The sequence below is a fragment of the Streptococcus cuniculi genome, from assembly GCF_001921845.1.
In the GTDB taxonomy this organism is placed as follows: Bacteria; Bacillota; Bacilli; order Lactobacillales; family Streptococcaceae; genus Streptococcus; species Streptococcus cuniculi.
In genome coordinates this window covers 1-26,236 of sequence record NZ_MSJM01000011.1, presented here as the reverse complement: position 1 = coordinate 26,236, position 26,236 = coordinate 1, and the positions used below count along the sequence as shown (strand labels likewise).

Genomic DNA, 26,236 nt, shown 5'->3' with positions numbered 1-26,236 from the left:
GATAGAGGTGTAGCAAATGGCAAGTATTAAATTTACGACTAAGGATATTTTTGAACAAGACTTTAAAATCAGTTTTCGTGGCTATGATCCAGATGAGGTGAATGATTTCCTAGATGAAATCATGAAAGATTACGATGCCTACGATGCAATTATCAAGGAATTGAAGGGTGAGATTGCTCGTTTGAAAGCACAGATGGCAAATGCACCCCGTGCAGCTGCAGCGAGTGTGGAAGATTCTGAAACGCTGCGAACAGAACGGGCGTCTTCAGCAAGCAACTTTGATATTTTGCGCCGTTTGAACCGTTTGGAAAAAGAAGTATTCGGTAAGCAAATCGCTCAAGAAGATTAAGAGTAGTAAGATTGTGCAATTTTTGGATAATCGCATGGTATAACTGCCATGAGGAAAGTCCATGCTAGCACTGGCTGTGATGCCGGTAGTGTTTGTGCTAGGCGAACCAATAAGCCTAGGGACGTAGCAATGCGTTACGGCGATTGAAACAGCTAAGTCGTAAGATAGGCTCGAGTAGGTCTGAAAAGTGCCACAGTGACGGAGTTTTTATGGAAACATAAAAAGTGGAACGCGGTAAACCCCTCAAGCTAGCAACCCAAATTTTGGTCGGGGCATGGGAAAGTCGGAATCAGAACGAACTTTCCTGACTGCGCAAGCAGTAGACAGATGATTATCGAAGGTGGTAGTGCCTAGTACCACTGGAACAAAACATGGCTTATAGAAAATTGCATATAATAGGTAGGCTAGCTTTGCTAGCTTTTATTATCGGAGAATCATGAAGAAAACATTTACATTTATTGCGACAGCAGCTGCTGGATTAGAAGCTGTAGTAGGGCGTGAAGTCCGTGAACTGGGATACGACTGTCAGGTTGAAAATGGCCGCGTACGGTTTGAAGGTGATGTCACGGCGATGATTAAAACCAATCTCTGGCTTAGATCAGCTGACCGAATCAAGATTGTGGTCGGAAGTTTCAAGGCCAAGACCTTTGAAGAATTGTTTCAGGGAGTCTTTGCCTTGGACTGGGAACATTATTTGCCACTAGGTTGTAAATTCCCCATCTCCAAAGCCAAGTGTGTCAAATCCACCTTGCACAATGAGCCAAGTGTCCAGGCCATTTCCAAAAAAGCGGTCGTTAAGAAATTGCAGAAGCATTTTTCGCGACCAGAAGGAGTGCCCTTACAGGAAGTGGGAGCAGAGTTTAAAATTGAAGTATCGATTCTGAAGGATGTGGCAACAGTCCTCATCGATACAACAGGCTCTAGTCTCTTTAAACGTGGCTATCGAGCTGAAAAAGGTGGTGCACCAATTAAGGAAAATATGGCAGCGGCTATCTTGCAGTTGTCAAACTGGTATCCTGACAAGCCCTTGGTGGATCCGACGTGCGGTTCGGGGACCTTTTGTATCGAAGCGGCCATGCTTGCCCGCAATATGGCGCCAGGCCTAGAGCGTTCCTTTGCCTTTGAAGAATGGAACTGGGTAGAAGATGCGCTCGTCGAGCAGGAAAGACAGGCTGCTCGTCAGGCGATTCAAAGGGATGTGGAGCTGGATATTTCAGGATTTGATATTGATACACGCATGATTGAAATTGCAAGGAAAAATGCGATTGCAGCAGGAGTGGACAAAGACATTACCTTTAAGCAAATGCGCTTGCAGGATTTTCGAACGGATAAAATCAACGGTGTTATTATCTCAAATCCGCCTTACGGAGAGCGTTTGCTCGATGACACGGCCATTATGACCCTCTATCGAGAAATGGGGGAAACATTTGCGCCTCTCAAAACCTGGTCCAAATTTATTTTGACCAGCGATGAGCAATTTGAACAACGCTACGGCAGTCAAGCAGATAAAAAACGCAAATTGTACAATGGAACATTAAAAGTCGACCTTTATCAATTTTTTGGACAGCGCGTGAAGCGAGTGGTGAAAGAGCAGGAATAAATATGGTAAAGAATACAGAAAAGAACAACGCTCTCCCAAGTGATGGAGAAAAAATCTTAGAGTTTGAAGATGCAAAAAATATGACCGTAGGTCAAGCAGTCAGAAAACATGAAGAAATCAAGGCAGGTGTGACCGAAGAAGACGGTCTGTTGGATCGCTATATCAAGCAGCACAGAGATGAGATTGAATCTGAAAAGTATGAAACACAGATGAATCTGCCAGTCCTAACAGATGAGGACATAGAGGAAGCGACATCAGCCAGTGAAGACAGCGAACCTTCTACTGAGGTTGCGATTGAAGAGCAAGTCGAAGCGATGCCGATTCATAAGGTTACCCCGGTAGCTCCCAAGGAAGAAGTATTACCAGAACCTGAAACGGCAGCATTTAACAATGTAGAGGAAGAAGAGAGTTCTTCCCGTAAGCCACTGGTAATTTGGACAGCCTTGGCGCTCTTGTTTATCGCAGCTCTGGCTCTAGCCTTTATTTGGATGAGACAGTCAGAAAAAACCAATGAAACACAAGTTTCATCCACTTCGACCAGTCAAAGCAGTAGTAGTTCAAGTAAGGAAGATGGAGCGGTTACAGCCTTTAATAGCCTTTATGCAACTTTCTTTACAGATAAGGAGCAAACCAAACTGAAAAATAGTGAGTTTGGGAAGTTGCCTGAATTAAAGAAGGCCTTGGATAAGATCAATGCAAAGACATCGGCCTATCAAACGGCTAAGAAGAAGTATGAAAGTCTTGAAACGGCTATAAAAGCCGTCCAAGCCTTAAATGCCCAATTTGATAAGCCAATCATTGTGGATGGTGAATTGGATACGACAGCGACTGTGAAAGATGGCGAAAATCTATCCCCTACTGCTACAGGCATGACGGCTGTTGATGCCAAAATTACAGCAGCTATCAATCTTGGGCGTTCCCAACAAACCGCTGCTCAGACAAGCGCTGCAGATACGAATGCCCAAGCGGCAGCTCCAGCAGCGCCTGTAGAAGCGCCAGCAAGTGCGGATAGCACTCCTTCCGTGGGTCAATCAGGTGGCGGTGTAGGGACGGATCCTCTTTACGGTATTGCGATTCCTGCAGGGGTCACTCTTCAGCGGAATCTCAGCCGCGTGCCTTACGACCAAGCCAAGATTGATGACGTCAATAATCCGGCCTGGACCTTTAATCCTGGTGTCTTGGAAACAATTATTGCAGTTTCCCAAGAACGTGGATACGTGTCGGGTTACAATTATATTTTAGAACCCGTGAACATTATCAACGGAAATGGTTATTATAATTTATTCCGTCCAGATGGCACCTACCTCTTTTCGATGAATGCCAAGACAGGTTACTTTGTCGGAAATGGTTCGGGATATGCAGATGATTTAGACTATTAGTTGAAAGAAACAGGCTGGGGACAAGATAACCCAAGTCTAGCAACTAGGAGTGAAGACGACAACATGATTTCTAGGAAATCATGATGGCACCTCACTCCTTTTTTGTGTGTAGAAAGAGCCAAGGGGTGCCTTGCAGACAAGGAAGTCAGGATAACGGAGGCTTCTTCGTTAGGAGTGATAGGTCGCAAAAGGGGCAAAAGGAGCCGAGGACATTTCAATCATTAGGATGATATTTTTTTGGTTCAAAGTATTTGCACCCCACCCCCCTCTGTGGTATAATGTGGAAAAGTATTGTTGTTATTTATTGAAGGGGTTATATAGGGTAAAGGCTAGGATTTCAGCTATTAGTAGATTCTAGCTTTTATAGCGTCTACTCAATGATAATAAAAATAATGATATGATGCATACCAGAGAGAAAGGAGATTTTGGTGAACAAACAACTACGATATGGATTGATATCGATTGTAGCACTTGCTTTTTTCGTTCTAGGCACCGCTTGTACGAGTTCGAAGACAACATCCACATCTAATGGTGAGACAACTTCAAGTAGTACAACTGCCTCAACGAATACCGCAAAGAATCTGGAAGGAAAAACAGTACCAGATTTTAAGGTATCGACAGCGAGTGGTGAGGAGCTTCCTTCGGATCAGTTACTCGGTTCAAAGGCTACTATGCTAATTGTTTGGGCAAGCTGGTGTCCAGATTGTCAACAACAATTGCCAATTATCGAAAAAGTTTACCAATCGTATAAAGACCGTGTCGATTTTGTAGGAATCAACTATACGGACGGGGACCGCGAAACACAAGAAAAAGCGATGCAGTACCTAAAAGACAAAGGCTATACAATACCGATTGTCTTTGATAAGACAGGTGCAACACAAGATTTTCTAGGTGTTGAGTCCATTCCTACGATGTACCTTATTAAGGGAAATCAAATCGAAAAAGTCTTTGTAGAAGTGGAGACTGAAGAAACATTACAAACTGCATTAGATTCATTACTGAACTAATGTAGAAAAAAATATAAGGATTGTGAATGTAATAGTATGAAAAAGTTTATGAAAAAATTCGCATATCTTGGAGCGACCTTGGGATTACTTGCGAGTAACGTCGCAAGTGTAGGCCAAGTATATGCGGTTGATGGAGCTGATTCGAGTACGAACATTACCTATGTCTATTCAGATCAGTGTAAAGTTGGAAAGAATGTCAACAGCTTGTTCCAAGATGCAGGTGTAGGTCATATCAAAGTGACGACTAGAAATGGTTATTTTGAATATGCCAATGACCCAGTTTATAAGGCCAATGACCATGAATCGGTTCTTGTGCAATTCCAAGGGAAACTGCCAAATACAGACTTCTCATTGAAAAAAGGTGACTATTTCACTGTTCAATTCTCGCCAGACACTCGTTTTGCTGGAATCACAAATCAGCAAGTTGTGCGTATTCCAGACATTACAACGACTGAGAATGGACAAGAAGTGCTCGTTGCGACTGCTAACTATGATCCAACGACTAAGACGGTGACCTATGTCTTTACAGATTACGTTGAAAGTCATCAGAATATTGAAATTGTTCGCCAATACGGTGAGTCTATTTATCAAAACAATGTCTTGGGGAATGGTCCGCACACATTTAGCGGTGTCTACGCAGGAATTCCTTATGAATACACCTATAATGTAGAAGTGTATACAGCAAATGATACGGCTCGCTTTAACAATGTTGGTGATACAAATCCAGTAGAATTGATTTCTAAATTAACAGATATCAATCCAACAAACAATAAATTTGAAGCAGTCACTAAAGTTCTTGTAAATGGTACTGGTAGTGAGTTGACCTTCCGTTATCCACAACACGACAGTGTGCCGATTGATGGGGATACGCACTTGACGATTTATGCCATTCCAGACGGTGAAGAGCTTGGGGGTTATGGTATCAACCCAGCTTGGCAAGATGTTACTGCATCATTTACCAAGACTGTAAAGGCTGATGGTGTTGAATACACAACTCCAAGCAATACTTCTACAAAATACGCTTTTGTATCTCACGGAAGCTATATTACAGACAAAGGAATTTGGTATACACCAGAAGCTATCTATAAAGGCAAAAAAGCTGGTATCACTGTAGTAATGAGTGAAGCAGCAACTCGAGATTGGGCAACAGGCCGAGAAGTACAAGATGTACGATGCGTGCCTCACAAAGAAATCCAAATCGAAAAAGTGGATAGCAACAATAAGGACAAAAAATTAGCAGGTGCTGTATTTGAAGTCCGCAACGCAGATGGTGTACTTGTTAAGACTGTAACAACTGACGAAAATGGTAAAGCCTCTGTTGATGGTCTTGCGCTAGGTGACTATACAGTGACCGAAGTTCAAGCGCCAGCTGGTTACACTTTATCTGGTGAAGCAAAAACTGTTACTCTTGACGGCACAACGACACCAGTAGTAACCCACGAAGTGGAAAATGTGGGAACAGGTAGCGTTAAAGTGACGAAAGTTGACGCTGATAACAAGTCTAAATTGTTGCCAGGTGTTGTCTTTGCTTTGAAACAAGGGAAGCAACCATTGCAGAAGCAACAACAGGTGAAGATGGGGTTGCGCTCTTTGAAGCTGTTCCATACGGTGATTACACACTCGTTGAGGTTTCAACTGCAGTTGGCTATGTCTTGAACGGTGAAACACGTGCTGTGAAAATTACAGAAGTTGGTCAAGTGGTTGATTTGAACACCTTTGAAAACCGTCCAATCAAGGGTGGCGTTACCGTGACAAAAGTTGATGCAGACGATGAATTCAAAGTCTTGCCAGGCGTTGTCTTTGTCTTGAAACAAGGTGATACCGTTGTTGCAGAAGCAAAAACGGATTCACGCGGAAATGCAACCTTTAAAGATCTTCTTTACGGAACATACACACTTTCTGAAAAATCAACAATCAACGGCTATGTCTTGAGTGATGAAACTCGTGAAGTGACGATTGCAGAAGACGGTGTCGTAGTTGACCTTGGTAAATTTGCTAATAAGAAAGAACCAACTCCTCCGACATCATCAACATCAACATCAACATCATCAAGCACAAGTACAAGCACAAGTACAAGCACTTCTACTTCAACAAGTACAAACCTTCCACCAGCGGATCAAACTCCGCCTCCAGGAACTAAAACTGTTAAGCCAAGAGGCTTCCTTCCACGTACAGGTGAAACAGCTTCTATCTGGATGGGTGTTCTAGGCCTTGCTTTGGTTGTTCTTGCAGGATTTGTATACCGTGCAAAAAAAGAAAAATAAGTCGTTAGACCATGCAAAAGAGACTGGGAAAATCCCAGCCTCTTTTTTAGCTTATTCAACAATATGGCGTTCAAACGGATCGTCAGAAATCCCTTGTTCTAAAATCAATTTTGCCCATTCTTTGGCAGAAAAGAGGCTGTGATCCTTGTAGTTACCGCAGGATTCAATGGTCGTTCCAGGAACATCTTCCCAAGTCGTAACCTCTGCGATTTCCTCTAAACAAGATTTGATGACTCGGGCGATTTCAGTCGTAGAATGGCTCCCCCACATAATCATGTGGAAACCTGTCCGACAGCCAAAGGGAGAGCAGTCAATCAAGCCGTCCATCCGTTTTCTGATGAGGAGAGCCAGCAGATGTTCAATCGTATGGAGTCCGGCAGTTGGAATGGCATCTTCATTGGGTTGAACGAGCCTTATATCATAGTTGGAAATCACATCGCCTTTCGGGCCTGTTTCTTCTGAAATCATGCGGATATAAGGTGCTTTGACAATGGTGTGGTCTAGCTCAAAACTCTCGACAAGCACTTCTTTGGTCATAAAAAATCCTCCTTTTTGTTAAGATGATTATAACATATTTTTTGACTTTGACATTGTGAAATGGTTTAAAATATGGTAGAATGAAAGAAGATTTTTTGAATCTAAAATAAATAAAAACGAGGTGGAAAAATGGTATCAATCTCTATTGGTATTGCTCTTGTTTCCGCTCTCATTGGTTTAGTTATTGGTTATCTAGCGATCTCTTTAAAAATGAAAGCTGCAAAAGAAGCTGCAGAACTGACACTTTTAAACGCTGAACAAGAAGCAAGCAATATCCGAGGAAAGGCAGAACGCGAAGCCGACCACATCATAGTCGCTGCTGAACGTGACCGTCAGTCCTTGAAAAAAGAATTGCTTCTAGAAGCAAAAGAAGACGCTCGAAAATATCGTGAAGAAATTGCGGAAGAATTTAAGTCAGAACGACAAGAATTGAAACAAACGGAAGCGCGCTTGACAGAACGTGCAAGCAGCTTGGACCGTAAAGACGATAATTTAACAAATAAAGAAAAAGCTCTGGAGCAAAAGGAACAATCCCTCACAGACAAGTCTAAACACATTGAAGAGCGTGAAGAAGAGGTTGCAAAACTAGAAGAGCAAAAGGCTCTCGAATTGGAACGGGTAGCTTCTCTTACCCAAGAAGAAGCACGTGATTTGATCTTAACGGATACGCGTGATAAGATGGCGCATGAAATTGCGACTCATATCAAAGAGGCGGAACGGGAAGTTAAAGAGCGGTCGGATAAGATGGCGAAAGACTTGCTAGCCCAAGCCATGCAAAGGATTTCGGGTGAATATGTGGCAGAGCAGACGATTACATCAGTTCACCTGCCAGATGACACCATGAAGGGACGGATTATCGGACGTGAAGGTCGCAATATCCGCACCTTTGAAAGTCTGACAGGAATTGATGTGATTATCGACGACACGCCAGAAGTAGTTGTCTTGTCTGGTTTTGACCCAATCCGTCGGGAAATTGCTCGTATGACAATGGAAGCCCTGTTGCAAGATGGTCGGATTCATCCAGCCCGCATTGAAGAGTTGGTGGAGAAACACCGGGTTGAAATGGATAATCGCATTCGGGAATATGGTGAGGCAGCGGCCTACGAAATTGGAGCTCCAAACCTTCACCCAGATTTGATTAAGACCATGGGACGCTTGCATTTCCGTACATCGTATGGTCAAAATGTGCTTCGTCATTCGATTGAAGTGGCAAAATTGGCTGGTATACTTGCGGCAGAACTTGGTGAAAATGTCAATATGGCTCGTCGTGCAGGTTTCTTGCATGATATCGGAAAAGCGATTGACCGTGAGGTAGATGGTAGCCACGTTGAGATTGGAACGGAATTGGCTCGTAAATATAAGGAGCATCCAGTTGTAGTCAATGCGATTGCTAGTCACCATGGAGATGTGGAAGCGACCAGCACCATTGCGGTGATTGTTGCAGCAGCAGATGCCCTAAGTGCAGCTCGTCCAGGTTCACGCCGTGAATCCATGGAAGCCTACGTCAAACGTCTCCAAGATTTGGAAGAAATTGCCAATAGCTTTAAGGGAATCAAGCAAGCCTATGCTATTCAGGCAGGTCGTGAGGTTCGTATCATCGTACATCCAAATATTGTCAATGATGATAAGATTACGATTTTGGCCCATGATATTCGTGAAAAGATTGAAAACAATCTCGACTATCCAGGCAATATCAAGGTGACCGTCATCCGCGAAACACGGGCGACAGAAGTGGCCAAATAAGCAATAGAAAGATTAGTTCAGATGAGCTAATCTTTTTTCGTGATTTTTATTTGATAAGATTATGAAAAGCAGTTGAAAAAGACTTGGTTTTTTGATACACTAAAGAGAAAGATTGTGAAGGAGATATGATGGCAGATCGTGGCTTGTTAATCGTTTTTTCAGGACCTTCTGGGGTAGGCAAAGGAACGGTTAGACGTGAGATTTTTGAAAGCTCAGAAAATAACTTTCAGTATTCTGTTTCAATGACAACTCGTCCTCAACGTCCAGGTGAGGTAGATGGAGTGGATTATTTCTTTAGGACCCGTGAAGAGTTTGAAGATTTGATTCGTCAGGGGCAAATGCTCGAATACGCAGAATATGTAGGAAATTACTACGGTACGCCATTGACCTATGTCAATGAAACGCTCGATAAGGGCATCGATGTCTTTCTTGAAATTGAAGTTCAAGGGGCTTTGCAGGTGAAAAAGAAAGTGCCTGATGCGGTCTTTATCTTTTTAACGCCACCTGATTTGGATGAATTGCAAGATCGTCTAGTGGGCCGTGGGACAGACAGCGCAGAAGTGATTGCCCAGCGGATTGAAAAAGCAAAAGAAGAAATTGCCCTCATGCGTGAATACGACTATGCGATTGTCAATGATGAAGTGCATTTGGCAGCTGAGCGAGTGAAACGTGTGATTGAAGCGGAGCATTTCCGTGTGGACCGTGTCATCGGGCATTATCAAGACATGCTAAAAGAGATAAAAAATTAGAAATTAGGTAAAGAGATATGATGTTAAAACCGTCTATTGATACATTGTTGGACAAGGTGCCATCTAAGTATTCATTGGTTATTTTAGAAGCGAAACGTGCGCATGAATTAGAAGCAGGAGCAAAGGCAACTCAAGAATTTACTTCTGTTAAGTCCACCTTGCGTGCCTTGGAAGAAATCGAATCTGGCAATGTAGTCATCCACCCAGATCCAGAAGCAAAACGAGAAGCAGTTCGTCGCCGTGCAGAAGAAGAACGTCTTCGTCAGGAAGAAGAAGAGCGCAAAATTAAAGCACAAATTGCCAAAGAAAAAGAAGACGGCGACAAAATCTAAGAGGCAAAGCTCAGTTGGCATTCCAACTGGGTTTATTTTCATTTTGAAGTCGTTGAACAAAACGAGAAAGGAGCCAGAATGTTTGCAGAGATTATCGTCGATGTCCCCTTGATGCAGACGGACCAAGCCTATACCTATCATATTCCGAAAGAATTTGAAAACATGTTAGAAGCAGGTATGCGGGTCCATGTTCCCTTTGGAAATGGCAATCGCCTCATCCAAGGAATTGTGGTCGGTTTTTCAGAAAAAACGGATACGGAGACGAAAGACATTGTTGAGGTGCTGGATTTTTCACCGGTTTTAAATGCGGAACAATTATGGCTGGCGGACGAGTTGCGAAAAACGGTCTTTTCCTATAAGATTTCCCTCTTAAAAGCCATGTTGCCCAACTTGCTCAATTCCTCCTATGACAAGGTGCTTTCTCAAGGGGTGGGCTTATCAGATGCAGATAGCAAAGACATTTTTCGTGGTCAAGAGAGTGTGCATTTCTCGGATTTGGATATTCAGCAGCAGGCCCGTGTTATGCGTCTTGCCCAGGCTGGAAAAATTGGAGTGGACTATCTGGCCAAGGATAAAAAGCAGATTAAAACCGAGAAATGGTATCGGGTGCATCAGGACAAGTTGCGCCATGTTGAGATAAGCAATCGTGCTAAAAAACGGCAGGCCCTAAAAGAAATCTTGTCGCAGCAAGACGGTCCTGCTCCTCTAGCGGACTTGCGCGAGGATTTTTCACTAGAAAACATTCGCTATTTTGAAGAACAGGGTGCTATTAAAATCTGGGAAGAAGAAGTCAGTCGGACGCAGGCTTATTTTGATGGGGTTCAGGCGGCTGCAGCTTTGCAGCTAAACGCGGAGCAGGCAAGGGCTGTCAGAGAAATGGTGTCAGAAGTAGGGCAGGCAAGTAGGGCTTATCTCCTAGAAGGAGTGACTGGGAGCGGAAAGACCGAGGTTTATCTGCAAGTTATTGATCATGTTGTAAAGCAGGGAAAGACAGCTATTATGCTAGTCCCTGAAATTTCTTTGACCCCGCAGATGACCAATCGCTTTATCGCTCGTTTTGGTCAGAAAGTAGCGATTCTACATTCGGGCTTATCTGACGGTGAAAAGTACGATGAATGGCGTAAAATTGAGCGTGGGGATGCTCAGGTAGTTGTGGGGGCTCGTTCTGCGATTTTTGCACCTCTAACCAATATCGGAGCCATTATCATCGATGAGGAACACGAGGCGACCTACAAACAGGATTCTAATCCACGCTACCATGCGCGCGATGTCGCGAAGTTACGGGCTGATTACAATCAGGCCGTCTTGGTACTGGGCTCTGCCACGCCTAGCTTAGAAAGTCGGGCACGGGCTAGTAAGGGGCTTTATGGCTTTTTAACGCTGACCCAGCGTGCCAATCCTCAAGCCCAGATTCCCTCTGTTGAGGTCGTTGATTTCAGGGATTACATCGGCCAGCAGGAAGCCAGTACGATTACCCCTGTTTTGCTTGCGAAAATCAAGGAAAAGCTAGCTAAAAATGAGCAGGTAGTCTTGATGCTCAATCGGCGTGGTTATTCCTCCTTTGTCATGTGTCGGGATTGTGGTGCAGTAGATGAGTGTCCGAATTGCGACATTTCGTTGACTCTCCACATGGATACTAAGACGATGAATTGCCACTATTGTGGTTTTCAAAAGGATATTCCACGCTTTTGTCCGAATTGTCACAGCAAGGCGATTCGTTACTATGGGACAGGCACTCAAAAGGCTTATGATGAACTAATGGAACTATTACCCGAAGCCCGCATCTTACGTATGGATGTGGATACGACCCGTAAAAAAGGTAGCCATGAGAAAATATTGACCGCCTTTGGTCGGGGTGAAGCAGATATCCTTCTTGGGACACAGATGATTGCCAAGGGACTGGATTTTCCAAATGTGACCTTGGTTGGCGTCTTAAATGCGGATACGGCCTTGAATTTGCCTGATTTTCGTTCGGCAGAGCGGACCTTCCAGCTCCTCACGCAGGTGGCGGGGCGAGCGGGTCGGGCTCATAAGGCAGGAGAGGTCGTGATTCAGACTTATAATCCGAAGCACTACGCTATTTCCTTTGCCAAGGAGCAGGACTATGAAGGTTTTTACCAGTATGAAATGGGCATGCGCAGAGCCTGGGGCTATCCGCCCTACTATTACACGGTTGGCTTGACCCTGTCGCATCGGTCGGAAGAATTCGTTGTGAAAAAAGCATTTGAGGTGATGAAGCTCTTGAGAGAAAATTTGAGCAATCAGATTCAACTGCTTGGTCCTACTCCGAAACCCATTGCACGGACCCATAACCTATATCATTACCAGATAATTGTCAAATACCGCAAGGAACCGCATTTGGGTCAGGTCCTGAACCGTGTGCTCGATTGGACTCAGGAAAGGGACAACCAAGACCTACGTGTCGTAATTGACCATGAACCGCAAAATATGATGTAGAGCCATTATTGGCTCTTTTTCAATCTTAGCAATTGAGGGAAGTTGCGCCTTATCGGGTATTTGAGGGTTTCAAGACAGAGAAATAAGTCAGAAAATGGTATAATAGACTAGATTATAGTATTTGAGAAAGAGATAAAAGAGAAGGAGTATGCGGATGACAAAAGTAATTTTTATGGGAACGCCTGATTTTTCAGCAACAGTCCTCAAGGGTTTATTGAGCGACGGAAACTATGACATTTTGGCAGTCGTTACCCAGCCAGACCGTGCAGTTGGTAGAAAAAAAGAAATCCGAATGACACCGGTCAAAGAAGTAGCGTTGGCGCATGAATTGCCGATTTATCAGCCGGAAAAGCTATCTGGCAGCAGTGAATTAGAAGAATTGATGACGCTTGGTGCAGACGGAATCGTCACGGCAGCCTTCGGCCAATTTCTACCAACCAAGCTATTAAACGGCGTGTCTTTTGCGGTCAATGTCCATGCGTCACTTCTACCGAAATACCGCGGTGGTGCACCGATTCACTACGCTCTCATCAATGGAGATGCTGAAGCTGGTGTGACCCTCATGGAAATGGTCAAGGAAATGGATGCGGGCGATATGATTGCAAAAGCTGCGATTGCCATTACCGATGAAGACAACGTCGGCACCTTGTTTGAGAAATTAGCTGTCGTTGGTCGTGATTTACTGTTGGAAAATCTCCCTGCTTATATAGCCGGAGACTTGAAGCCAGAAGCACAAGACCCGAGTCAAGTGACCTTCTCCCCCAATATCAGCCCAGAAGAAGAACGTCTCGATTGGGCTAAGACCAATCGGCAGGTCTTTAACCACATTCGTGGCATGTATCCGTGGCCAGTAGCTCATACTCTTCTAAACGGTGAGCGATTTAAGATTTATGAAGCAAGTCTCGCTGAGGGTTCGGGTCAACCGGGGGAAATTATTGCGCTTAGCAAGAAAGAATTGCTCATTGCAACAGGTGAGGGAGCCGTCGCTCTGAAAACCGTTCAGCCAGCAGGCAAGCCGAAAATGGGGATTGCAGACTTTTTAAACGGATTTGGTCGTAAGTTAGCAGTAGGAGATCGCTTTGGTGAATAAAAAAGAAACAGCGCGAGGTCTTGCCTTGGCCATTTTAGGTCAGGTCTTTGATGAGGGGGCTTACGCCAATCTTGCCCTTAATCAGGCTCTGAAAACTTCTTCCTTGTCAGAAAAAGACAAGGGGCTTGTGACCGAGTTGGTCTATGGTACGGTCATGCGGAAAATCACGCTCGAGTGGTATCTGGCGCATGTGATTGAAGACCGGGATAAATTAGATTCCTGGGTCTATTATCTGCTCATGGTGAGCCTTTATCAGATTCTCTATCTGGATAAAATTCCCAATCATGCCATTGTCAACGAAGCGGTGGAATTGGCAAAGAAAAGCCGTGGAACAGATAAATTTGTTAATGCGATTTTAAGAAAACTAGCGGATAATGAACTGCCAGCTATTGAAAGTATAAAACGCAAAAATAAACGCTTGTCTGTTCAGTATTCTCTTCCAGTATGGTTGGTGAAAAAGTTAATGGATGAATACGGTGAGGAGCGGGCAATCAAGATTTTTGAGAGTTTGCTGCTTCGCAACAAGGCCAGTGTCCGTGTAACCAATCCTCAGGATGTGGAAATCATAAAAGAGGAAACAGGAGCAGAACCTTCTCTCTTGTCAGAGGTCGGTTTGGTCAAGGCGAGTGGTCATTTTGCAGGAACCGAGAGCTTTAAAGAAGGTCGGCTGACCATTCAGGATGAAAGCAGTCAGCTAGTGGCGCCGACACTTGCTCTTCAAGGAGACGAAGCCGTACTGGACGCCTGTGCAGCGCCGGGTGGAAAGACAGCTCACATCGCAAGCTACTTGACGACAGGAACTGTCACGGCTCTTGACCTGTACGATCATAAATTAGCCTTGATTGAGGAAAATGCTGCGCGCCTCGGTGTGGCAGATAAAGTCATTACCAAAAAGCTAGATGCCAGAGAAGTCTATCAGGAGTTTGGAGCAGATGCCTTTGACAAGATTCTAGTAGACGCCCCTTGTTCGGGAATTGGTCTCTTACGGCGTAAGCCAGATATTAAGTACAATAAGGAAATAGCGGATTTTAAGGCCCTGCAACAAATTCAACTCGAGATATTGAACAATGTTTGTCAAAGTCTGAGAAAAGGTGGTATAATAACCTATAGCACCTGCACCATTGTGGCAGAAGAGAATCATCAAGTGGTTGAGGCTTTCCTAGCCAAACACCCCAACTTTAAACAAGTAAGATTAGAACATAAAAGAAAAGATATTCTGCAAGACGGTTGTATTCTCATCACCCCTGAATTGTATGGGAGTGATGGATTCTTTATCAGCCAATTTCAGCGAATATCGTAAGAGGAGGAAATGGACCAGATGGAAATTTCATTATTAACAGACGTAGGTCAGAAACGTACCAATAACCAAGATTATGTCAATCGTTATACAAACCGAGCAGGCATTGATTTGATTGTATTGGCAGACGGTATGGGTGGTCATCGTGCAGGGCATATTGCGAGTGAGATGGCAGCTACAGATTTGGGGATTTCATGGGTAGATACACAAATTCACACCTTGAATGATGTTCGTGAATGGTTCTCTACTGTCCTTGAAGAAGAAAATCAAAAGATTCATAAGTTGGGACAGACAGAAGAATACCGTGGGATGGGGACAACCTTAGAAGCTGTTGTCATCATTGACCACCAAATGATTTATGCCCATATCGGAGACTCGCGAATTGGTCTGGTGCGCAACGGGGAATACAGCCAGTTGACCAATGACCATTCACTGGTAGGCGCCTTGGTGCGTGCGGGACAATTGACAGAGGAAGAAGCGCAGCACCATCCACAGAAAAATTTCATTACCCAGTCTATCGGACAACAAAATCCTGTTGAAGCAGACATTGCTTTAAAAACGTTAGAGCCAGACGATTACATTCTAATCAACAGTGATGGTTTGACTAATATGGTTTCTAACGAAGATATTCGTGACATTATCCTCAGTGAGGTATCCTTAAACAGTAAGACAGAAAGTCTCATTCGCTTTGCCAATAATGCCGGTGGTACAGATAACATTACTGTAGCCCTCATCCACATGACTGAGGAGGCTAGGCAATGATTCAGATTGGGAAAATCTTTGCTGATCGTTACCGAATCGTCCGTCAAATCGGACGTGGCGGAATGGCGGATGTCTATCTGGCAAAAGATTTGATTTTAGACGGCGAAGAAGTTGCTGTTAAGGTTCTTCGAACCAACTATCAAACCGATCAGATAGCCGTGCAACGTTTTCAGCGCGAAGCTAGGGCCATGGCAGATTTGGACCATCCGAATATTGTGCGTATTTCAGACATTGGCGAAGAAGACGGACAACAGTATTTGGCGATGGAATATGTCGATGGCCTCGATTTAAAACGCTATATTAAAGAAAATGCCCCTTTGTCCAATGACGAAGCGGTACGAATCATGGGACAAATCCTTTTAGCGATGAGAATGGCCCATACCCGTGGCATCGTACACCGTGATTTGAAACCGCAGAATGTCTTGCTAACCAAAGAAGGGGCAGCCAAGGTAACGGATTTCGGGATTGCAGTAGCCTTTGCAGAAACCAGTTTAACCCAGACCAACTCGATGTTAGGCTCTGTCCATTATTTATCACCTGAACAGGCGCGTGGCTCAAAAGCAACAGTTCAAAGTGACATTTATGCTATGGGAATCATCCTGTTTGAAATGCTGACAGGTCGAATTCCCTATGATGGAGATAGTGCTGTAACGATTGCGCTTCAGCATTTCCAAAAAGCGCTACCTTCTGTACGAGAAGAGAATCCTAGCGTACCCCAGGCACTTGAAAATGTCGTCTTAAAAGCAACAGCTAAAAAGCTCACAGATCGCTATAAGACGGTGGCTGAGATGTATGCGGATATTGCTTCTTCCTTGTCCAATAATCGCCTGAATGAAAAGAAGGTTGTCTTAGAAGACGGAAAAGTAGATACCAAAACCCTACCAAAGTTATCGACAATTGCGACCGAGCAACAACCGCCTTCTGCTAAATCTCCTAAGAGAGATGCTTCTTCTAAACCTTCAGAACGTCCAATAGCACCGCCTTTAAAGAATAAGCGAAAAATGCGGACACGCTATAAAGTATTGATTGGAGCAATTTTGCTGATTATTGCTGCAGTTGCTGCTCTGCTTTTGAATACCCCTGCTACCATCAAGGTTCCAGATGTTAGCGGACAGACAGTAGAAGTCGCACAGGAGATGATTGAAACTGCAGGTTTGAAAGTTGGTAAGGTGATAGAGGAGCCTTCTTCAGAAGTGGAAGAAGGGAAAGTCATCCGAAGCAATCCAGCAGCGGGTACCTCAAAAAGGGAAGGTAGTACGGTTGATATCGTCGTAGCAACGACGGATGCGGTGAGCGTTCCAGATGTTGTCGGAAAAGATATTGAAGAGGCAAGAACTGAGCTAGAGGCGGCAGGATTCGTTGTCAAAGAAGAGCAGAGCTACAGCGATAGTGTGGAAGCCAAAAAGGTCATCTCGACAGATCCCAAAGCCAATTCTTCAAAAGCAAAAGGTAGTACGATTACAGTAACTGTATCCAAGGGAGTTGAGCAACATCAAGTTCCGGATGTCGTTGGGAAAAGTCTCGAGGCAGCTACGCAGGAACTAAAAGCAGCAGGCTTGAAGGTTGGGACAACAACCGAAGAATATGATTCACACCAGAAAGGCATTGTGATTCGCACCGAACCAGGTGTGGGAGAAACTCTTGCCAAAGATTCAACCGTTAATCTTGTCGTCTCAAAAGGTCCAGCACCAGTGATGCCAGACTTTGGTATATTAAAAGTCAGTTATGCAGATGCGCGAAGACAACTCCAGAACTTAGGAGTCAATGTCACTGTTGAAAAGGTTGAAGATGTCAATTATACTGCTTCGGGCGAGTTAGTAGTAGGACAATATCCTTCTGCTGGTACCACTATTGGCGATAGCGTGACGCTTTACGTATCTGTGCCAGCTACTACATCGTCATCGACAAGCAGTCATGCCGATTCAAGTGCTTCTGGAAGTAGTTCAACAACTACTAGTAGCTCAGATCATTAAATAGGGAATAAAAAAAAACAGCCCACTGGGCTGTTTTTTCCCTACCCTAGAAGGAGGTAATTCTGGAGAATTTTGGTACAATAGTAAGGAAAGGAATCACGCGATGAGAAAAGTCCAGTTTTTTTTACTAGTAGAAAGTATTATTTTTACCTTGGCTTGTTTTGATGTCCTGGCAAGTGAGACGGCTCGGACCATCTTACTATTTGCCTTGTTACTCCTTGGAATTTGGTATGTGACAGGTAGAAAGATTACGAGTGTCTTTCTCTCCAGTGCGATTTTTTTAATCTTTCTGGTCTTTGTCTTGAATCCCTACTTTATCATCGGAGTCATCTTCCTCTTAATCTACATGATGATCAACTTCTTCTCCCGCTATGAGAAGCGCAATCAGTACACGCATCTACATTTTGAGGATACGGCGCTTGAAGCACATAAGCAAAAGACCAAGTGGTTTGGCAATCAAGACCATTCGCAGGACTCTTACGGTTTTGAGGATATCAATATTGTCCGTCTCTTTGGTAATGACGTCGTTGATCTTGATGAGACGATTTTGGTCGGTCGTGACAATATTGTCGTGGTCCGTAAGACCTTCGGTAAAACCAAGATTATCATTCCCATTGATGTCGAAGTTTCGCTATCAGCATCTAGCTTATACGGCAGGGTCTATTTCTTGGGCTTATCTTACTGGGATTTGCGCAACGAGAGTTTCTCAATTGCAAGCCCCTACTATAAGGATTCCCATAAGCGGGTAAAAGTGGTTGTCAATTGTATTTTTGGTGATGTGGAGGTGGTTCGCGTATGATTAAGAAAGGAACCATTCTTCTTCTCGCCTGGTATGCCACCTTGATTGTCTTGGTGGTGTTGGCATCAGTCTTTCCTCTGCTCCACCACTCTTTCTTTAACGTGTCCTTATGGACGACAGAACAATTTATGTTTACCGTCTTTCTCTTGATTGTCATTCTGACCTTTTTCTTGGTCGTTTTGGTTCAATCCGTTGCGATTGTTGCTACCCAAGGGATGCGGCAGAAAATCCGTGCCATTATTCAAAACAAGAATATCCGCAGCTCGTCAGAAGATGACCAGCTCTTGCTCCAATTATCTGAAAAGGTACGGGGCTTGACCCGTCAGGTGCAGTTGGTTGACAATCATGACTTGGTTAAAAAAGAAGAGATTGTCGAAAGTGAACGCAGGCGGATTGCCCGTGACTTACATGATACGGTCAGTCAGGAATTATTTGCTAGCAGTATGATTTTATCAGGACTATCGAGCAGTTTGGACACGATTCAGGCAGATACCTTGCAGCAACAATTGGGTATTGTCAAAGATACAATTGAAACGGCCCAGCGGGATTTGCGGATTTTGCTCTTACACCTGCGTCCTAGTGAGTTAGATGGTAAGGATTTGGTCGAAGGATTTGAGGTGATTTTGCGCGAGGTCAGCGATAAGAGCAATATTGAAGTGCATTTTCATCATGAGGTGGAGGAATTACCAACCGCGATTGAGGAGCATTTTTTCCGAATTGGCCAAGAAATTATCAGCAATACCCTACGCCACTCAAAAGCGCGCCATCTGGATGTCTATCTTGTACAATCAGAATATGAAATCCAGTTAAAAATGACCGATGATGGAGTCGGCTTTGTCAAAAATGATGAACAAGAAGTCAGCTACGGCCTGCAAAACATTCAGGAACGGGTTGAAGATATGGCCGGAACCGTGAAAATTCGCACCGCACCGGATAAGGGAGTGGCAATCGACATTCGCGTACCACTATTGAAAGGAAAAGAACATGAGCAAGATTCGAGTCTTACTGGTGGATGATCATGAGATGGTCCGCCTAGGATTAAAAAGTTTTTTAAATTTACAAGCAGATATTGAGGTCATCGCAGAAGCCAGCGATGGTCAAGAAGGAGTGGAAAAAGCTCTGGAATTACATCCAGACATTATCGTCATGGATTTGGTAATGCCCCAGTTGTCTGGAGTGGATGCGACCTTAGAGATTCTCAAAGAATGGAAAGAAGCAGCAGTCTTGATTTTGACCTCCTATCTTGACAATGAAAAGATTTATCCTGTCTTAAAAGCAGGTGCCAAAGGCTACATGCTAAAAACATCGAGTGCAGAAGAAATTGTCCGAGCCATTCGCAAGGTCTATCAAGGAGAGCTTGCCATTGAAACGGAAGTTGAAAAGAAAATGGAACATCAAAAACGCCACCCTGCTTTGCACGAGGATTTGACAGCGCGTGAAAAGGAAATTTTGACCCTGCTTGCTAAGGGATACGACAATCAACGGATTGCCGACGAATCCTTTATTTCATTGAAAACGGTGAAAACCCATGTCTCTAACATCTTGTCCAAATTAGCTGTGAGTGATCGGACGCAAGCAGTTGTGTATGCCTTTCAGCATGGACTGGTAGCGCAAGACCCAGAATCATGATATAATAGGAAGCGGTAAAAGGAGATTTATGGACGTAAAATTAAAATACAAAGCTAAGAAAATAAAAATTATCTTTTTTGATATTGATGATACCTTGCGTGTTAAGGATACGGGCTATGTCCCAGCATCCCTGACTCATGTCTTTAAATCCTTGAAAGAAAAAGGGATTTTAACTGGGATTGCTTCTGGGCGTGCTATTTACGGTGTAGTACCAGAATTGCAGGCCTTGAAGCCGGACTATTTTGCCATGATTAACGGCAGTTTTGTTGAGGATGCAAAAGGAAATATTATCCGTCAAAAAGCGATTCCGACAGAGCTGGTAGAACGTTGTATCGAGTGGACCAAGGCCGAAGGAATTGATTACGGCTTAATGGGAGGCCATAAGGCAACCCTGTCTCACCGCGATGAGCGCATCAGCAAGACCATTGATATTATTTATGAAAATTTGGAAACAGATCCCGATTTTTATAAAGAAAATTCTATTTATCAGATTTGGACTTTTGAGCAAGAAGGTAGAGAGGTCGAACTTCCGGCAGACTTGCAAGAAGACATGCGTAGCGTCCGTTGGGAAGCAATCTCATCGGATATTATCCTGCAAGACGCATCGAAGGCAGCAGGGATTGCCGCAGTTGTTGAGCACCTTGGTTTAAAACCAGAAAATGTCATGGTCTTTGGCGATGGATTAAATGACTTAGAAGCCTTTGATTATGCAGGAATTAGTGTTGCCATGGGCGTGTCTCATCCTGATTTAGCCGCAAAAGCAGATTACATCACAAAAACAGTAGAAGAAGATGGCATTTTACATGCCTTGGAGGAGTTTGGTTTGGTAGAAAAAGAAAAATATTTCCCACAGTTAGATTTAGAAAATGTCAAGGGACCACGTGCGACGATTAAGACCAATCATGGTGACTTGCGCTTGCAATTATTCCCTGATATTGCACCAAAAACAGTCGCAAACTTTGTGGCGCTTGCTAAAGACGGCTACTATGATGGTGTGATTTTCCACCGTATCATCAAGGATTTCATGATTCAAGGTGGTGATCCGACCGGAACAGGTATGGGTGGTGAGTCCATTTATGGAGCGGCGTTTGAAGACGAATTCTCAATGGAAGTCTTTAATATCCGCGGAGCGCTTTCGATGGCTAATGCAGGACCAAATACCAACGGTAGTCAATTTTTCATCGTTCAAAATACTAACCTACCGTATGCTAAAAAGGAATTAGAACGAGGTGGTTGGCCAGCACCGATTGCAGAAATCTATGCAGAACAAGGTGGAACACCGCATTTAGACCAACGCCACACCGTATTTGGTCAATTGCGAGATGAAGCATCCTACGCTGTTTTAGATACTATTGCTGCTGTCGAAACAGGTGCCATGGATAAACCAGTCGAAGATGTCATCATTGAAACAATCGAGATTGAGGATTAAGATGAAAATTGGAGAGAAACTACGCGGGACAGTGACCGGCATTCAGCCTTACGGAGCCTTCATAGAACTAGATAATGGAACAACTGGATTGATTCATATTTCAGAAATCAAAACAGGTTATGTTGATAATATCCGAGACCAACTAAAGATTGGACAGGAACTTCTCGTTCAAGTGGTGGATTTCGATGAATACAGTCAGAAAGCTAGCCTATCTCTACGAACGCTAGAAGAAGAAAAGCAGAAGGTCCCGCGTCCTCACCGCTTTACAAGTGACCGCTACAAAATCGGTTTTGAACCTCTAGCTAAGAGTCTACCGCATTGGATTAAAGAAGCCAAAAAGTATTTAGAAAAGCAAGAAAAGTAAAAGGAATTGGAGCATGCTCCAATTCCTTTTGTATGCTTCACTTATCCCTCATAAAGGGCAGTAGATAGGTAACGCTCACCGTTATCAGCAAGGATTGCTAATACTTTTTTACCAGCTCCTAGTTCTTTTGCAACTTCAATCGCAGCGTAAATCGCAGCCCCCGAAGAAATTCCGACAAGGAACCCTTCTTGTCCACCGACCGCACGACCAGTTGCAAGCGCATCATCTGATTTGACGCGGATAATGTGGTCATAAGCCTTGGTATCCAAAGTATCAGGAATGAATCCTGCTGAAATTCCTTGGATTTTGTGAGGTCCAGGTGCTTCCCCAGACAAGACTGCTGACTCGTCAGCTTCGACAGCGTAAATGCTGATAGCGGGATTTGCTTGTTTGAGAGTATGAGAGACACCTGTAATCGTTCCACCGGTCCCAATTCCAGAAACAAAGGCATCGAGTCCTGTTGCACCAAAGGCTTCTAGAATTTCTTGACCAGTCGTGTCCTCGTGGACTTTTGGATTAGCAGGATTTGCAAATTGAAGAGGTACCCAACCATTTCGTTCTGCTGCAATATCGTGCGCCTTGGCAATCGCTCCCTTCATTCCCTCGCTACCAGGAGTGAGAACCAGTTCTGCTCCGTAGGCTTGAATGATTTTACGGCGCTCAATACTCATGGTTTCAGGCATAACAATGATGACCTTGTAGCCTTTTGCAGCTCCAACCCAAGCGAGTCCAATTCCAGTATTTCCGCTGGTCGGCTCGACAATGGTATCTCCAGGTTTGATAATACCGTCTTTTTCAGCCTGCTCAATCATGGCCAAAGCAATCCGGTCTTTGACAGATGAGCCAGGATTGAAGGCTTCCAACTTCACATACACCTCCGCAGCCCCTTCTGGTACGAGATGATTTAATTTCACGATGGGAGTATGTCCAACTAATTCAGTAATATTTTGATAAATCGCCATACGGCACCTCCATTTCTTATTGCTATCAGTATACTCCTGTCTCCAACGTTTGTAAAATATAAAAAACCTATCACTACGATAGGTGTTATCAATGCACAGGGATTTCAACGATACGGAAATCAGCCTTTTCTACTTGGATTTTTCCATGGTAAAATTCTGTCAGACTGTCTATGATGTCCTGCGTCTCTTTCTTATCCGTAAAAATCATGGTCCGAATATCCGCTAAAAATTCAGTATCGTATTCTTCTAAAGCATGCGTCGTCCGCCAATTAGCAAATTCCTGATACTGGGAATAGTTCATCGTAATCGCAATGCCTTGCTGTTCCTTGACCTCAACAATCCCAATTTCAGACACGGCATGGGCGACTGCTCCAGCATAAGCCCGAATCAAGCCTCCAGCCCCTAGTTTAACCCCACCAAAATAGCGGGTGACAACGGCTGCCACATTGGTCAGTTGATTGTTTTCCAAAACGGTCAGCATGGGCACGCCAGCAGTTCCAGAAGGCTCACCGTCGTCTGATGACCGCTTGATTTCCATGTTTTCCCCAAGGATAAAAGCAGAGCAGTTATGGGTGGCGCGATAATGTTCTTTTTTTATCGCATTGATAAAGTCACGGGCTTCTTCTTCTGAAGCCACCCGTTTTAAATGGCAGATAAAACGCGATTTTTTAATTTCTTCTTCTGCCATTCCGTCAGCAGTAAGGGTTCGATATTCTTTCATACCATGATTGTACTAAGTTTTTGCACAGATGACAAGTTTTCGGATAAAAATTGCGAATAAATAAGTATGACAGATTACTACGGACGATTATTTACGCATCATCAATTAACAGAAGAAGAGCGCCAGCAGGCTCAGACGCTACCAAGCCAGACGGCAGATAAGGCCTGCTTTCGGTGCTCCACCGTATTTGAAGACAGGCACCAATTACCAAATGGTGCTCGGTATTGCAGGGAGTGCATATTGTTAGGACGTGTCAGGACGGATGAGGAACTGTACTATTTTCCTCAACAGCCCTTTCCACCACAAAACTCTTTAAAATGGCAAGGACAGTTGACCGCTTGGCAACAAGGGATTTCAGATGCGCTTCGGCAGCAATTTCAAGCTAGAAAAGATACCTTGGTGCATGCCGTGACAGGAGCTGGAAAGACCGAAATGATCTATCAAGTTGTGGCAGATACGATTGATGCAGGTGGGGCGGTCTGTTTAGCCAGTCCACGGATTGATGTTTGTATCGAGTTGTATAAGCGCCTACAGCATGATTTTACCTGTCCAATTAGTCTGTTACACGGTACAGCAGATTCCTATTTTCGCACACCCTTGGTCATTGCGACGACCCACCAATTGCTCAAGTTTTATCAGGCCTTTGACTTGGTCCTGATTGATGAAGTTGATGCCTTTCCCTATGTAGATAATCCCATGCTCTATCGTGCTGTAGACAATGCCGTCAAAGACGATGGTGTCACCATGTTTTTGACAGCTACTTCGACAGACGAATTGGATCGAAAGGTTCGCGCAGGAGAACTGCACCGCCTGCGATTGCCACGGCGTTTCCATGGCAATCCACTAGTTGTCCCGCAAAAGCTCTGGCTAGCTCACTTTGATAAACATCTCAAGAAGAACAAGATGGTTCCCAAATTAGCCCAAAAAATCGCCGAGCAGCGACAAACAGGCTTTCCGCTACTGATTTTTCTACCTGAAATTCGTATGGGGCAAGCCTTTGCCCAGTTGCTAGCAGATTATTTTCCAGACCAAGGTATCGGATTCGTGTCCAGCCAGACCGAAAATCGTCTGGAAATCGTTGAACAATTTCGCAAGCAGGAAATCCAGATTCTAGTGACAACAACGATTTTGGAACGCGGTGTTACCTTTCCCTGTGTCGATGTTTTTGTGGTGCAGGCTAATCATTATCTCTATACATCGTCGTCTCTTATCCAGATTTCTGGACGAGTTGGCAGGAGCATGGAGAGACCGACAGGGGAATTGCTCTTCTTTCATAACGGGACTAACCGTGCGATTGAAAAGGCCATTCAGGAAATTCGATTGATGAATCAGGAGGCAGGATATGGCACTGTGTCTACTATGTCAGCAAACTCTTAAAAAGCGGGTCTTGTTTTCAGATATTCTTCTATTAAAGAAAGAGCGGGAAGGGATATGCCTGGATTGCCAGCAGGGGTTCTCACCTATATCAGATATGCATTGCCCGACTTGCTTTAAAGAAGGCGAAAAAAACGTCTGTTCCGACTGTCTCTATTGGGAGAAACAAGGCGCAACTGTCTCCCATGAAAGCCTTTATCGCTACAATGAGCACATGGCAGACTATTTCAGTCGCTACAAATTTGTCGGTGATTATCTGCTGCGGACTGTATTTGCAACTGAATTACAGACCTATTTCAAAGATAAGAGAGGCCATACACTTGTCCCTATTCCTATTAGCGACAAGAGAATGGCAGAGCGTGGCTTTAACCAAGTCACAGGTTTGCTCAATAGCGCAGGACTTTCCTTTCAGGACTTTCTTCAAAAAGAAGATACTAAAAAGCAATCAGATAAGACTCGTCAAGAACGGCTAGAACTAAAACAACCCTTTTCTATTGTAGAAAATATAACTGTTCCCGAAAACATTATCCTAGTAGATGATATCTACACAACAGGTTCGACCGTCCAGTTAGCCAAGCAAGTGTTGATGAAAAGCGGTGCGAAAACAGTCGCAAGTTTTTCACTTGCTCGTTAGTAAACGTTTGCAAAAAAATCCTAATATGGTATAATAGTAGTGAACAAAAGCGAAAGCTTAGAAAGAGGTACTTACTATGATTAAATTTAGCATTCGTGGAGAGAACATCGAAGTAACAGACGCTCTTCGTAGTTACGTCGAAGAAAAAGTAGCTAAGATTGAAAAATACTTCCACGCAGACCAAGAGTTAAATGCGAAAGTAAATCTAAAAGTATACCGTGATAAACGCTCCAAAGTAGAAGTGACTATCCCATTAGGATCCATCACACTTCGTGCAGAAGATATTTCTCAAGACATGTACGGCTCAATCGACTTAGTAGTGGATAAGATTGAACGCCAAATCCGTCGAAATAAAACAAAAATTGAAAAGAAAAATCGTCAAAAAGTATCAACTAGCCAATTGTTTACAGAAGAATTAGTCGAACAAGCTGAAGAAGAAGTAAAAGTTGTTCGTACCAAACAAGTTGATTTGAAACCAATGGACTTAGAAGAAGCCATTTTACAGCTTGAATTGCTAGGACACGATTTCTTCATCTATACAGATGCGAAAGACTCTACAACAAATGTCATTTACAAACGTGAAGACGGTGGTCTTGGTTTACTAGAAGTCAAAGCTTAAAAAAATATCTGCAGATTTCTGCAGATATTTTTATTTCCTCTTGACAAGCATGGGTGATTTGTAGTAGATTATATTAGCAGTAAGATGACCTCGGCCTTTTCCGTATTGCCAGACATGGAGAATTGAAAAAAATTCAAAAAAAATTCAAAAAGTAGTTGACATGTTA

At 43.8% G+C, this 26,236-nt stretch carries 25 protein-coding genes and 1 other RNA gene; 23 read left to right on the top strand and 3 right to left on the bottom strand.

The genetic code is table 11. The annotated features are described in order from the left end of the window. Window positions 1-16: 16 nt before the first annotated feature. The 7 genes from gpsB to BU202_RS09795 all read left to right on the top strand — a co-directional run bounded on the left by gpsB (window position 17) and on the right by BU202_RS09795 (window position 6,599). Window positions 17-349 (top strand): cell division regulator GpsB, encoded by a 333-nt coding sequence (gpsB, locus tag BU202_RS09825; RefSeq protein ID WP_075105585.1) that lies wholly within the window; start codon window positions 17-19, stop codon window positions 347-349. Between the two features lie 18 nt (window positions 350-367). Next, window positions 368-733: RNase P RNA component class B (gene rnpB, locus BU202_RS09820), an RNA gene on the top strand. Between the two features lie 52 nt (window positions 734-785). Next, a complete protein-coding gene (locus tag BU202_RS09815) occupies window positions 786-1,949 on the top strand; it encodes a THUMP domain-containing class I SAM-dependent RNA methyltransferase (RefSeq protein ID WP_075105584.1) in 1,164 nt (387 codons plus the stop codon). Window positions 1,950-1,951: 2 nt separating this feature from the next. Then, window positions 1,952-3,328 carry a cell division site-positioning protein MapZ family protein gene (locus BU202_RS09810; protein ID WP_075105583.1) on the top strand — a complete coding sequence of 459 codons (1,377 nt, stop codon included), beginning with the start codon at window positions 1,952-1,954 and terminating at the stop codon, window positions 3,326-3,328. 428 nt (window positions 3,329-3,756) lie between these two features. After that, window positions 3,757-4,335, top strand: a complete 579-nt coding sequence (locus tag BU202_RS09805) for a TlpA family protein disulfide reductase (protein WP_167364756.1) — start codon at window positions 3,757-3,759, stop codon at window positions 4,333-4,335. Window positions 4,336-4,383: 48 nt separating this feature from the next. Further along, entirely contained in the window at window positions 4,384-5,991 is a 1,608-nt protein-coding gene (locus BU202_RS10580; RefSeq protein ID WP_167364755.1) for a SpaA isopeptide-forming pilin-related protein, read from the top strand. Further along, window positions 5,886-6,599 (top strand): SpaA isopeptide-forming pilin-related protein, encoded by a 714-nt coding sequence (locus BU202_RS09795; RefSeq protein ID WP_425274628.1) that lies wholly within the window; start codon window positions 5,886-5,888, stop codon window positions 6,597-6,599. Before BU202_RS10580 ends, BU202_RS09795 begins: the two co-directional genes overlap by 106 nt. Before the next feature lie 51 nt (window positions 6,600-6,650). Here the strand turns inward: BU202_RS09795 and BU202_RS09790 are convergent, their stop codons facing one another. Next, window positions 6,651-7,136 (bottom strand): S-ribosylhomocysteine lyase, encoded by a 486-nt coding sequence (locus BU202_RS09790; protein ID WP_075105580.1) that lies wholly within the window; start codon window positions 7,134-7,136, stop codon window positions 6,651-6,653. A gap of 129 nt (window positions 7,137-7,265) precedes the next feature. Here BU202_RS09790 and BU202_RS09785 point away from each other — a divergent pair, with 129 nt between their 5' ends. The 13 genes from BU202_RS09785 (at window position 7,266) to BU202_RS09725 (ending at window position 21,760) form a co-directional block, all read left to right on the top strand. Then, window positions 7,266-8,879, top strand: coding sequence for a ribonuclease Y (locus tag BU202_RS09785; RefSeq protein ID WP_075105579.1), 1,614 nt, complete (start codon window positions 7,266-7,268; stop codon window positions 8,877-8,879). 128 nt (window positions 8,880-9,007) lie between these two features. After that, on the top strand, window positions 9,008-9,628 hold the full coding sequence (gmk, locus tag BU202_RS09780; protein ID WP_075105578.1) for a guanylate kinase: 621 nt from the start codon (window positions 9,008-9,010) through the stop codon (window positions 9,626-9,628). A 17-nt stretch (window positions 9,629-9,645) separates the two neighbouring features. After that, on the top strand, window positions 9,646-9,960 hold the full coding sequence (gene rpoZ, locus BU202_RS09775; RefSeq protein WP_075098715.1) for a DNA-directed RNA polymerase subunit omega: 315 nt from the start codon (window positions 9,646-9,648) through the stop codon (window positions 9,958-9,960). A gap of 78 nt (window positions 9,961-10,038) precedes the next feature. Then, the gene (locus tag BU202_RS09770) at window positions 10,039-12,417 is read left to right on the top strand and encodes a primosomal protein N' (RefSeq protein ID WP_075105577.1); all 2,379 of its coding nucleotides are present in this window, start codon (window positions 10,039-10,041) and stop codon (window positions 12,415-12,417) included. A 154-nt stretch (window positions 12,418-12,571) separates the two neighbouring features. Then, on the top strand, window positions 12,572-13,507 hold the full coding sequence (gene fmt / locus BU202_RS09765) for a methionyl-tRNA formyltransferase (RefSeq protein WP_075105576.1): 936 nt from the start codon (window positions 12,572-12,574) through the stop codon (window positions 13,505-13,507). Beyond that, window positions 13,497-14,807: a 16S rRNA (cytosine(967)-C(5))-methyltransferase RsmB gene (gene rsmB / locus BU202_RS09760; protein ID WP_075105575.1), complete on the top strand. Its 1,311-nt coding sequence runs from the start codon at window positions 13,497-13,499 to the stop codon at window positions 14,805-14,807. The genes fmt and rsmB overlap by 11 nt, the downstream gene beginning before the upstream one ends. An 18-nt stretch (window positions 14,808-14,825) precedes the next feature. Then, window positions 14,826-15,566 carry a Stp1/IreP family PP2C-type Ser/Thr phosphatase gene (locus BU202_RS09755; RefSeq protein WP_075105596.1) on the top strand — a complete coding sequence of 247 codons (741 nt, stop codon included), beginning with the start codon at window positions 14,826-14,828 and terminating at the stop codon, window positions 15,564-15,566. Further along, complete coding sequence (gene pknB, locus BU202_RS09750; RefSeq protein ID WP_075105574.1) at window positions 15,563-17,539, top strand: Stk1 family PASTA domain-containing Ser/Thr kinase; 1,977 nt, start codon at window positions 15,563-15,565, stop codon at window positions 17,537-17,539. The genes BU202_RS09755 and pknB overlap by 4 nt, the downstream gene beginning before the upstream one ends. A 103-nt stretch (window positions 17,540-17,642) precedes the next feature. Then, window positions 17,643-18,338, top strand: coding sequence for a cell wall-active antibiotics response protein LiaF (liaF, locus tag BU202_RS09745; RefSeq protein ID WP_075105573.1), 696 nt, complete (start codon window positions 17,643-17,645; stop codon window positions 18,336-18,338). Then, window positions 18,338-19,354: an envelope stress sensor histidine kinase LiaS gene (locus tag BU202_RS09740; protein WP_075105595.1), complete on the top strand. Its 1,017-nt coding sequence runs from the start codon at window positions 18,338-18,340 to the stop codon at window positions 19,352-19,354. Before liaF ends, BU202_RS09740 begins: the two co-directional genes overlap by 1 nt. Further along, entirely contained in the window at window positions 19,323-19,967 is a 645-nt protein-coding gene (locus BU202_RS09735; RefSeq protein WP_075105572.1) for a response regulator transcription factor, read from the top strand. Before BU202_RS09740 ends, BU202_RS09735 begins: the two co-directional genes overlap by 32 nt. Window positions 19,968-19,995: 28 nt before the next feature. Then, on the top strand, window positions 19,996-21,396 hold the full coding sequence (locus BU202_RS10715) for a bifunctional Cof-type HAD-IIB family hydrolase/peptidylprolyl isomerase (RefSeq protein WP_075105571.1): 1,401 nt from the start codon (window positions 19,996-19,998) through the stop codon (window positions 21,394-21,396). Window position 21,397: 1 nt separating this feature from the next. Continuing rightward, the gene (locus BU202_RS09725; protein WP_075105570.1) at window positions 21,398-21,760 is read left to right on the top strand and encodes a S1 RNA-binding domain-containing protein; all 363 of its coding nucleotides are present in this window, start codon (window positions 21,398-21,400) and stop codon (window positions 21,758-21,760) included. A gap of 41 nt (window positions 21,761-21,801) precedes the next feature. Here the strand turns inward: BU202_RS09725 and cysK are convergent, their stop codons facing one another. Continuing rightward, on the bottom strand, window positions 21,802-22,722 hold the full coding sequence (cysK, locus tag BU202_RS09720; RefSeq protein ID WP_075105569.1) for a cysteine synthase A: 921 nt from the start codon (window positions 22,720-22,722) through the stop codon (window positions 21,802-21,804). 88 nt (window positions 22,723-22,810) lie between these two features. After that, window positions 22,811-23,443, bottom strand: coding sequence for a YigZ family protein (locus BU202_RS09715; RefSeq protein WP_075105568.1), 633 nt, complete (start codon window positions 23,441-23,443; stop codon window positions 22,811-22,813). A 66-nt stretch (window positions 23,444-23,509) separates the two neighbouring features. Between BU202_RS09715 and BU202_RS09710 the strand changes: the two genes are divergently transcribed. The 3 genes from BU202_RS09710 to hpf all read left to right on the top strand — a co-directional run bounded on the left by BU202_RS09710 (window position 23,510) and on the right by hpf (window position 26,070). Continuing rightward, complete coding sequence (locus BU202_RS09710; protein ID WP_075105567.1) at window positions 23,510-24,820, top strand: ATP-dependent helicase ComFA; 1,311 nt, start codon at window positions 23,510-23,512, stop codon at window positions 24,818-24,820. Next, window positions 24,786-25,451 (top strand): ComF family protein, encoded by a 666-nt coding sequence (locus tag BU202_RS09705; protein ID WP_075105566.1) that lies wholly within the window; start codon window positions 24,786-24,788, stop codon window positions 25,449-25,451. Before BU202_RS09710 ends, BU202_RS09705 begins: the two co-directional genes overlap by 35 nt. Before the next feature lie 76 nt (window positions 25,452-25,527). Further along, window positions 25,528-26,070: a ribosome hibernation-promoting factor, HPF/YfiA family gene (gene hpf, locus BU202_RS09700; RefSeq protein ID WP_075105565.1), complete on the top strand. Its 543-nt coding sequence runs from the start codon at window positions 25,528-25,530 to the stop codon at window positions 26,068-26,070. Window positions 26,071-26,236 lie beyond the last annotated feature (166 nt).

What these genes read in the sequence shown, in the direction of transcription:
- BU202_RS09770 (WP_075105577.1), top strand. Translation starts at nt 10,039, where the DNA reads ATGTTTGCAGAGATTATCGTCGATGTCCCCTTGATGCAGACGGACCAA.
- pknB (WP_075105574.1), top strand. Translation starts at nt 15,563, where the DNA reads ATGATTCAGATTGGGAAAATCTTTGCTGATCGTTACCGAATCGTCCGT.
- hpf (WP_075105565.1), top strand. Translation starts at nt 25,528, where the DNA reads ATGATTAAATTTAGCATTCGTGGAGAGAACATCGAAGTAACAGACGCT.
- BU202_RS09715 (WP_075105568.1), bottom strand. Translation starts at nt 23,443, where the DNA reads ATGAAAGAATATCGAACCCTTACTGCTGACGGAATGGCAGAAGAAGAA.
- BU202_RS09725 (WP_075105570.1), top strand. Translation starts at nt 21,398, where the DNA reads ATGAAAATTGGAGAGAAACTACGCGGGACAGTGACCGGCATTCAGCCT.
- BU202_RS10715 (WP_075105571.1), top strand. Translation starts at nt 19,996, where the DNA reads ATGGACGTAAAATTAAAATACAAAGCTAAGAAAATAAAAATTATCTTT.
- BU202_RS09755 (WP_075105596.1), top strand. Translation starts at nt 14,826, where the DNA reads ATGGAAATTTCATTATTAACAGACGTAGGTCAGAAACGTACCAATAAC.
- BU202_RS09810 (WP_075105583.1), top strand. Translation starts at nt 1,952, where the DNA reads ATGGTAAAGAATACAGAAAAGAACAACGCTCTCCCAAGTGATGGAGAA.
- BU202_RS09785 (WP_075105579.1), top strand. Translation starts at nt 7,266, where the DNA reads ATGGTATCAATCTCTATTGGTATTGCTCTTGTTTCCGCTCTCATTGGT.
- gmk (WP_075105578.1), top strand. Translation starts at nt 9,008, where the DNA reads ATGGCAGATCGTGGCTTGTTAATCGTTTTTTCAGGACCTTCTGGGGTA.
- rpoZ (WP_075098715.1), top strand. Translation starts at nt 9,646, where the DNA reads ATGATGTTAAAACCGTCTATTGATACATTGTTGGACAAGGTGCCATCT.
- BU202_RS09815 (WP_075105584.1), top strand. Translation starts at nt 786, where the DNA reads ATGAAGAAAACATTTACATTTATTGCGACAGCAGCTGCTGGATTAGAA.
- fmt (WP_075105576.1), top strand. Translation starts at nt 12,572, where the DNA reads ATGACAAAAGTAATTTTTATGGGAACGCCTGATTTTTCAGCAACAGTC.
- BU202_RS10580 (WP_167364755.1), top strand. Translation starts at nt 4,384, where the DNA reads ATGAAAAAATTCGCATATCTTGGAGCGACCTTGGGATTACTTGCGAGT.
- cysK (WP_075105569.1), bottom strand. Translation starts at nt 22,722, where the DNA reads ATGGCGATTTATCAAAATATTACTGAATTAGTTGGACATACTCCCATC.
- BU202_RS09790 (WP_075105580.1), bottom strand. Translation starts at nt 7,136, where the DNA reads ATGACCAAAGAAGTGCTTGTCGAGAGTTTTGAGCTAGACCACACCATT.
- gpsB (WP_075105585.1), top strand. Translation starts at nt 17, where the DNA reads ATGGCAAGTATTAAATTTACGACTAAGGATATTTTTGAACAAGACTTT.
- liaF (WP_075105573.1), top strand. Translation starts at nt 17,643, where the DNA reads ATGAGAAAAGTCCAGTTTTTTTTACTAGTAGAAAGTATTATTTTTACC.
- BU202_RS09735 (WP_075105572.1), top strand. Translation starts at nt 19,323, where the DNA reads ATGAGCAAGATTCGAGTCTTACTGGTGGATGATCATGAGATGGTCCGC.
- BU202_RS09705 (WP_075105566.1), top strand. Translation starts at nt 24,786, where the DNA reads ATGGCACTGTGTCTACTATGTCAGCAAACTCTTAAAAAGCGGGTCTTG.
- BU202_RS09710 (WP_075105567.1), top strand. Translation starts at nt 23,510, where the DNA reads ATGACAGATTACTACGGACGATTATTTACGCATCATCAATTAACAGAA.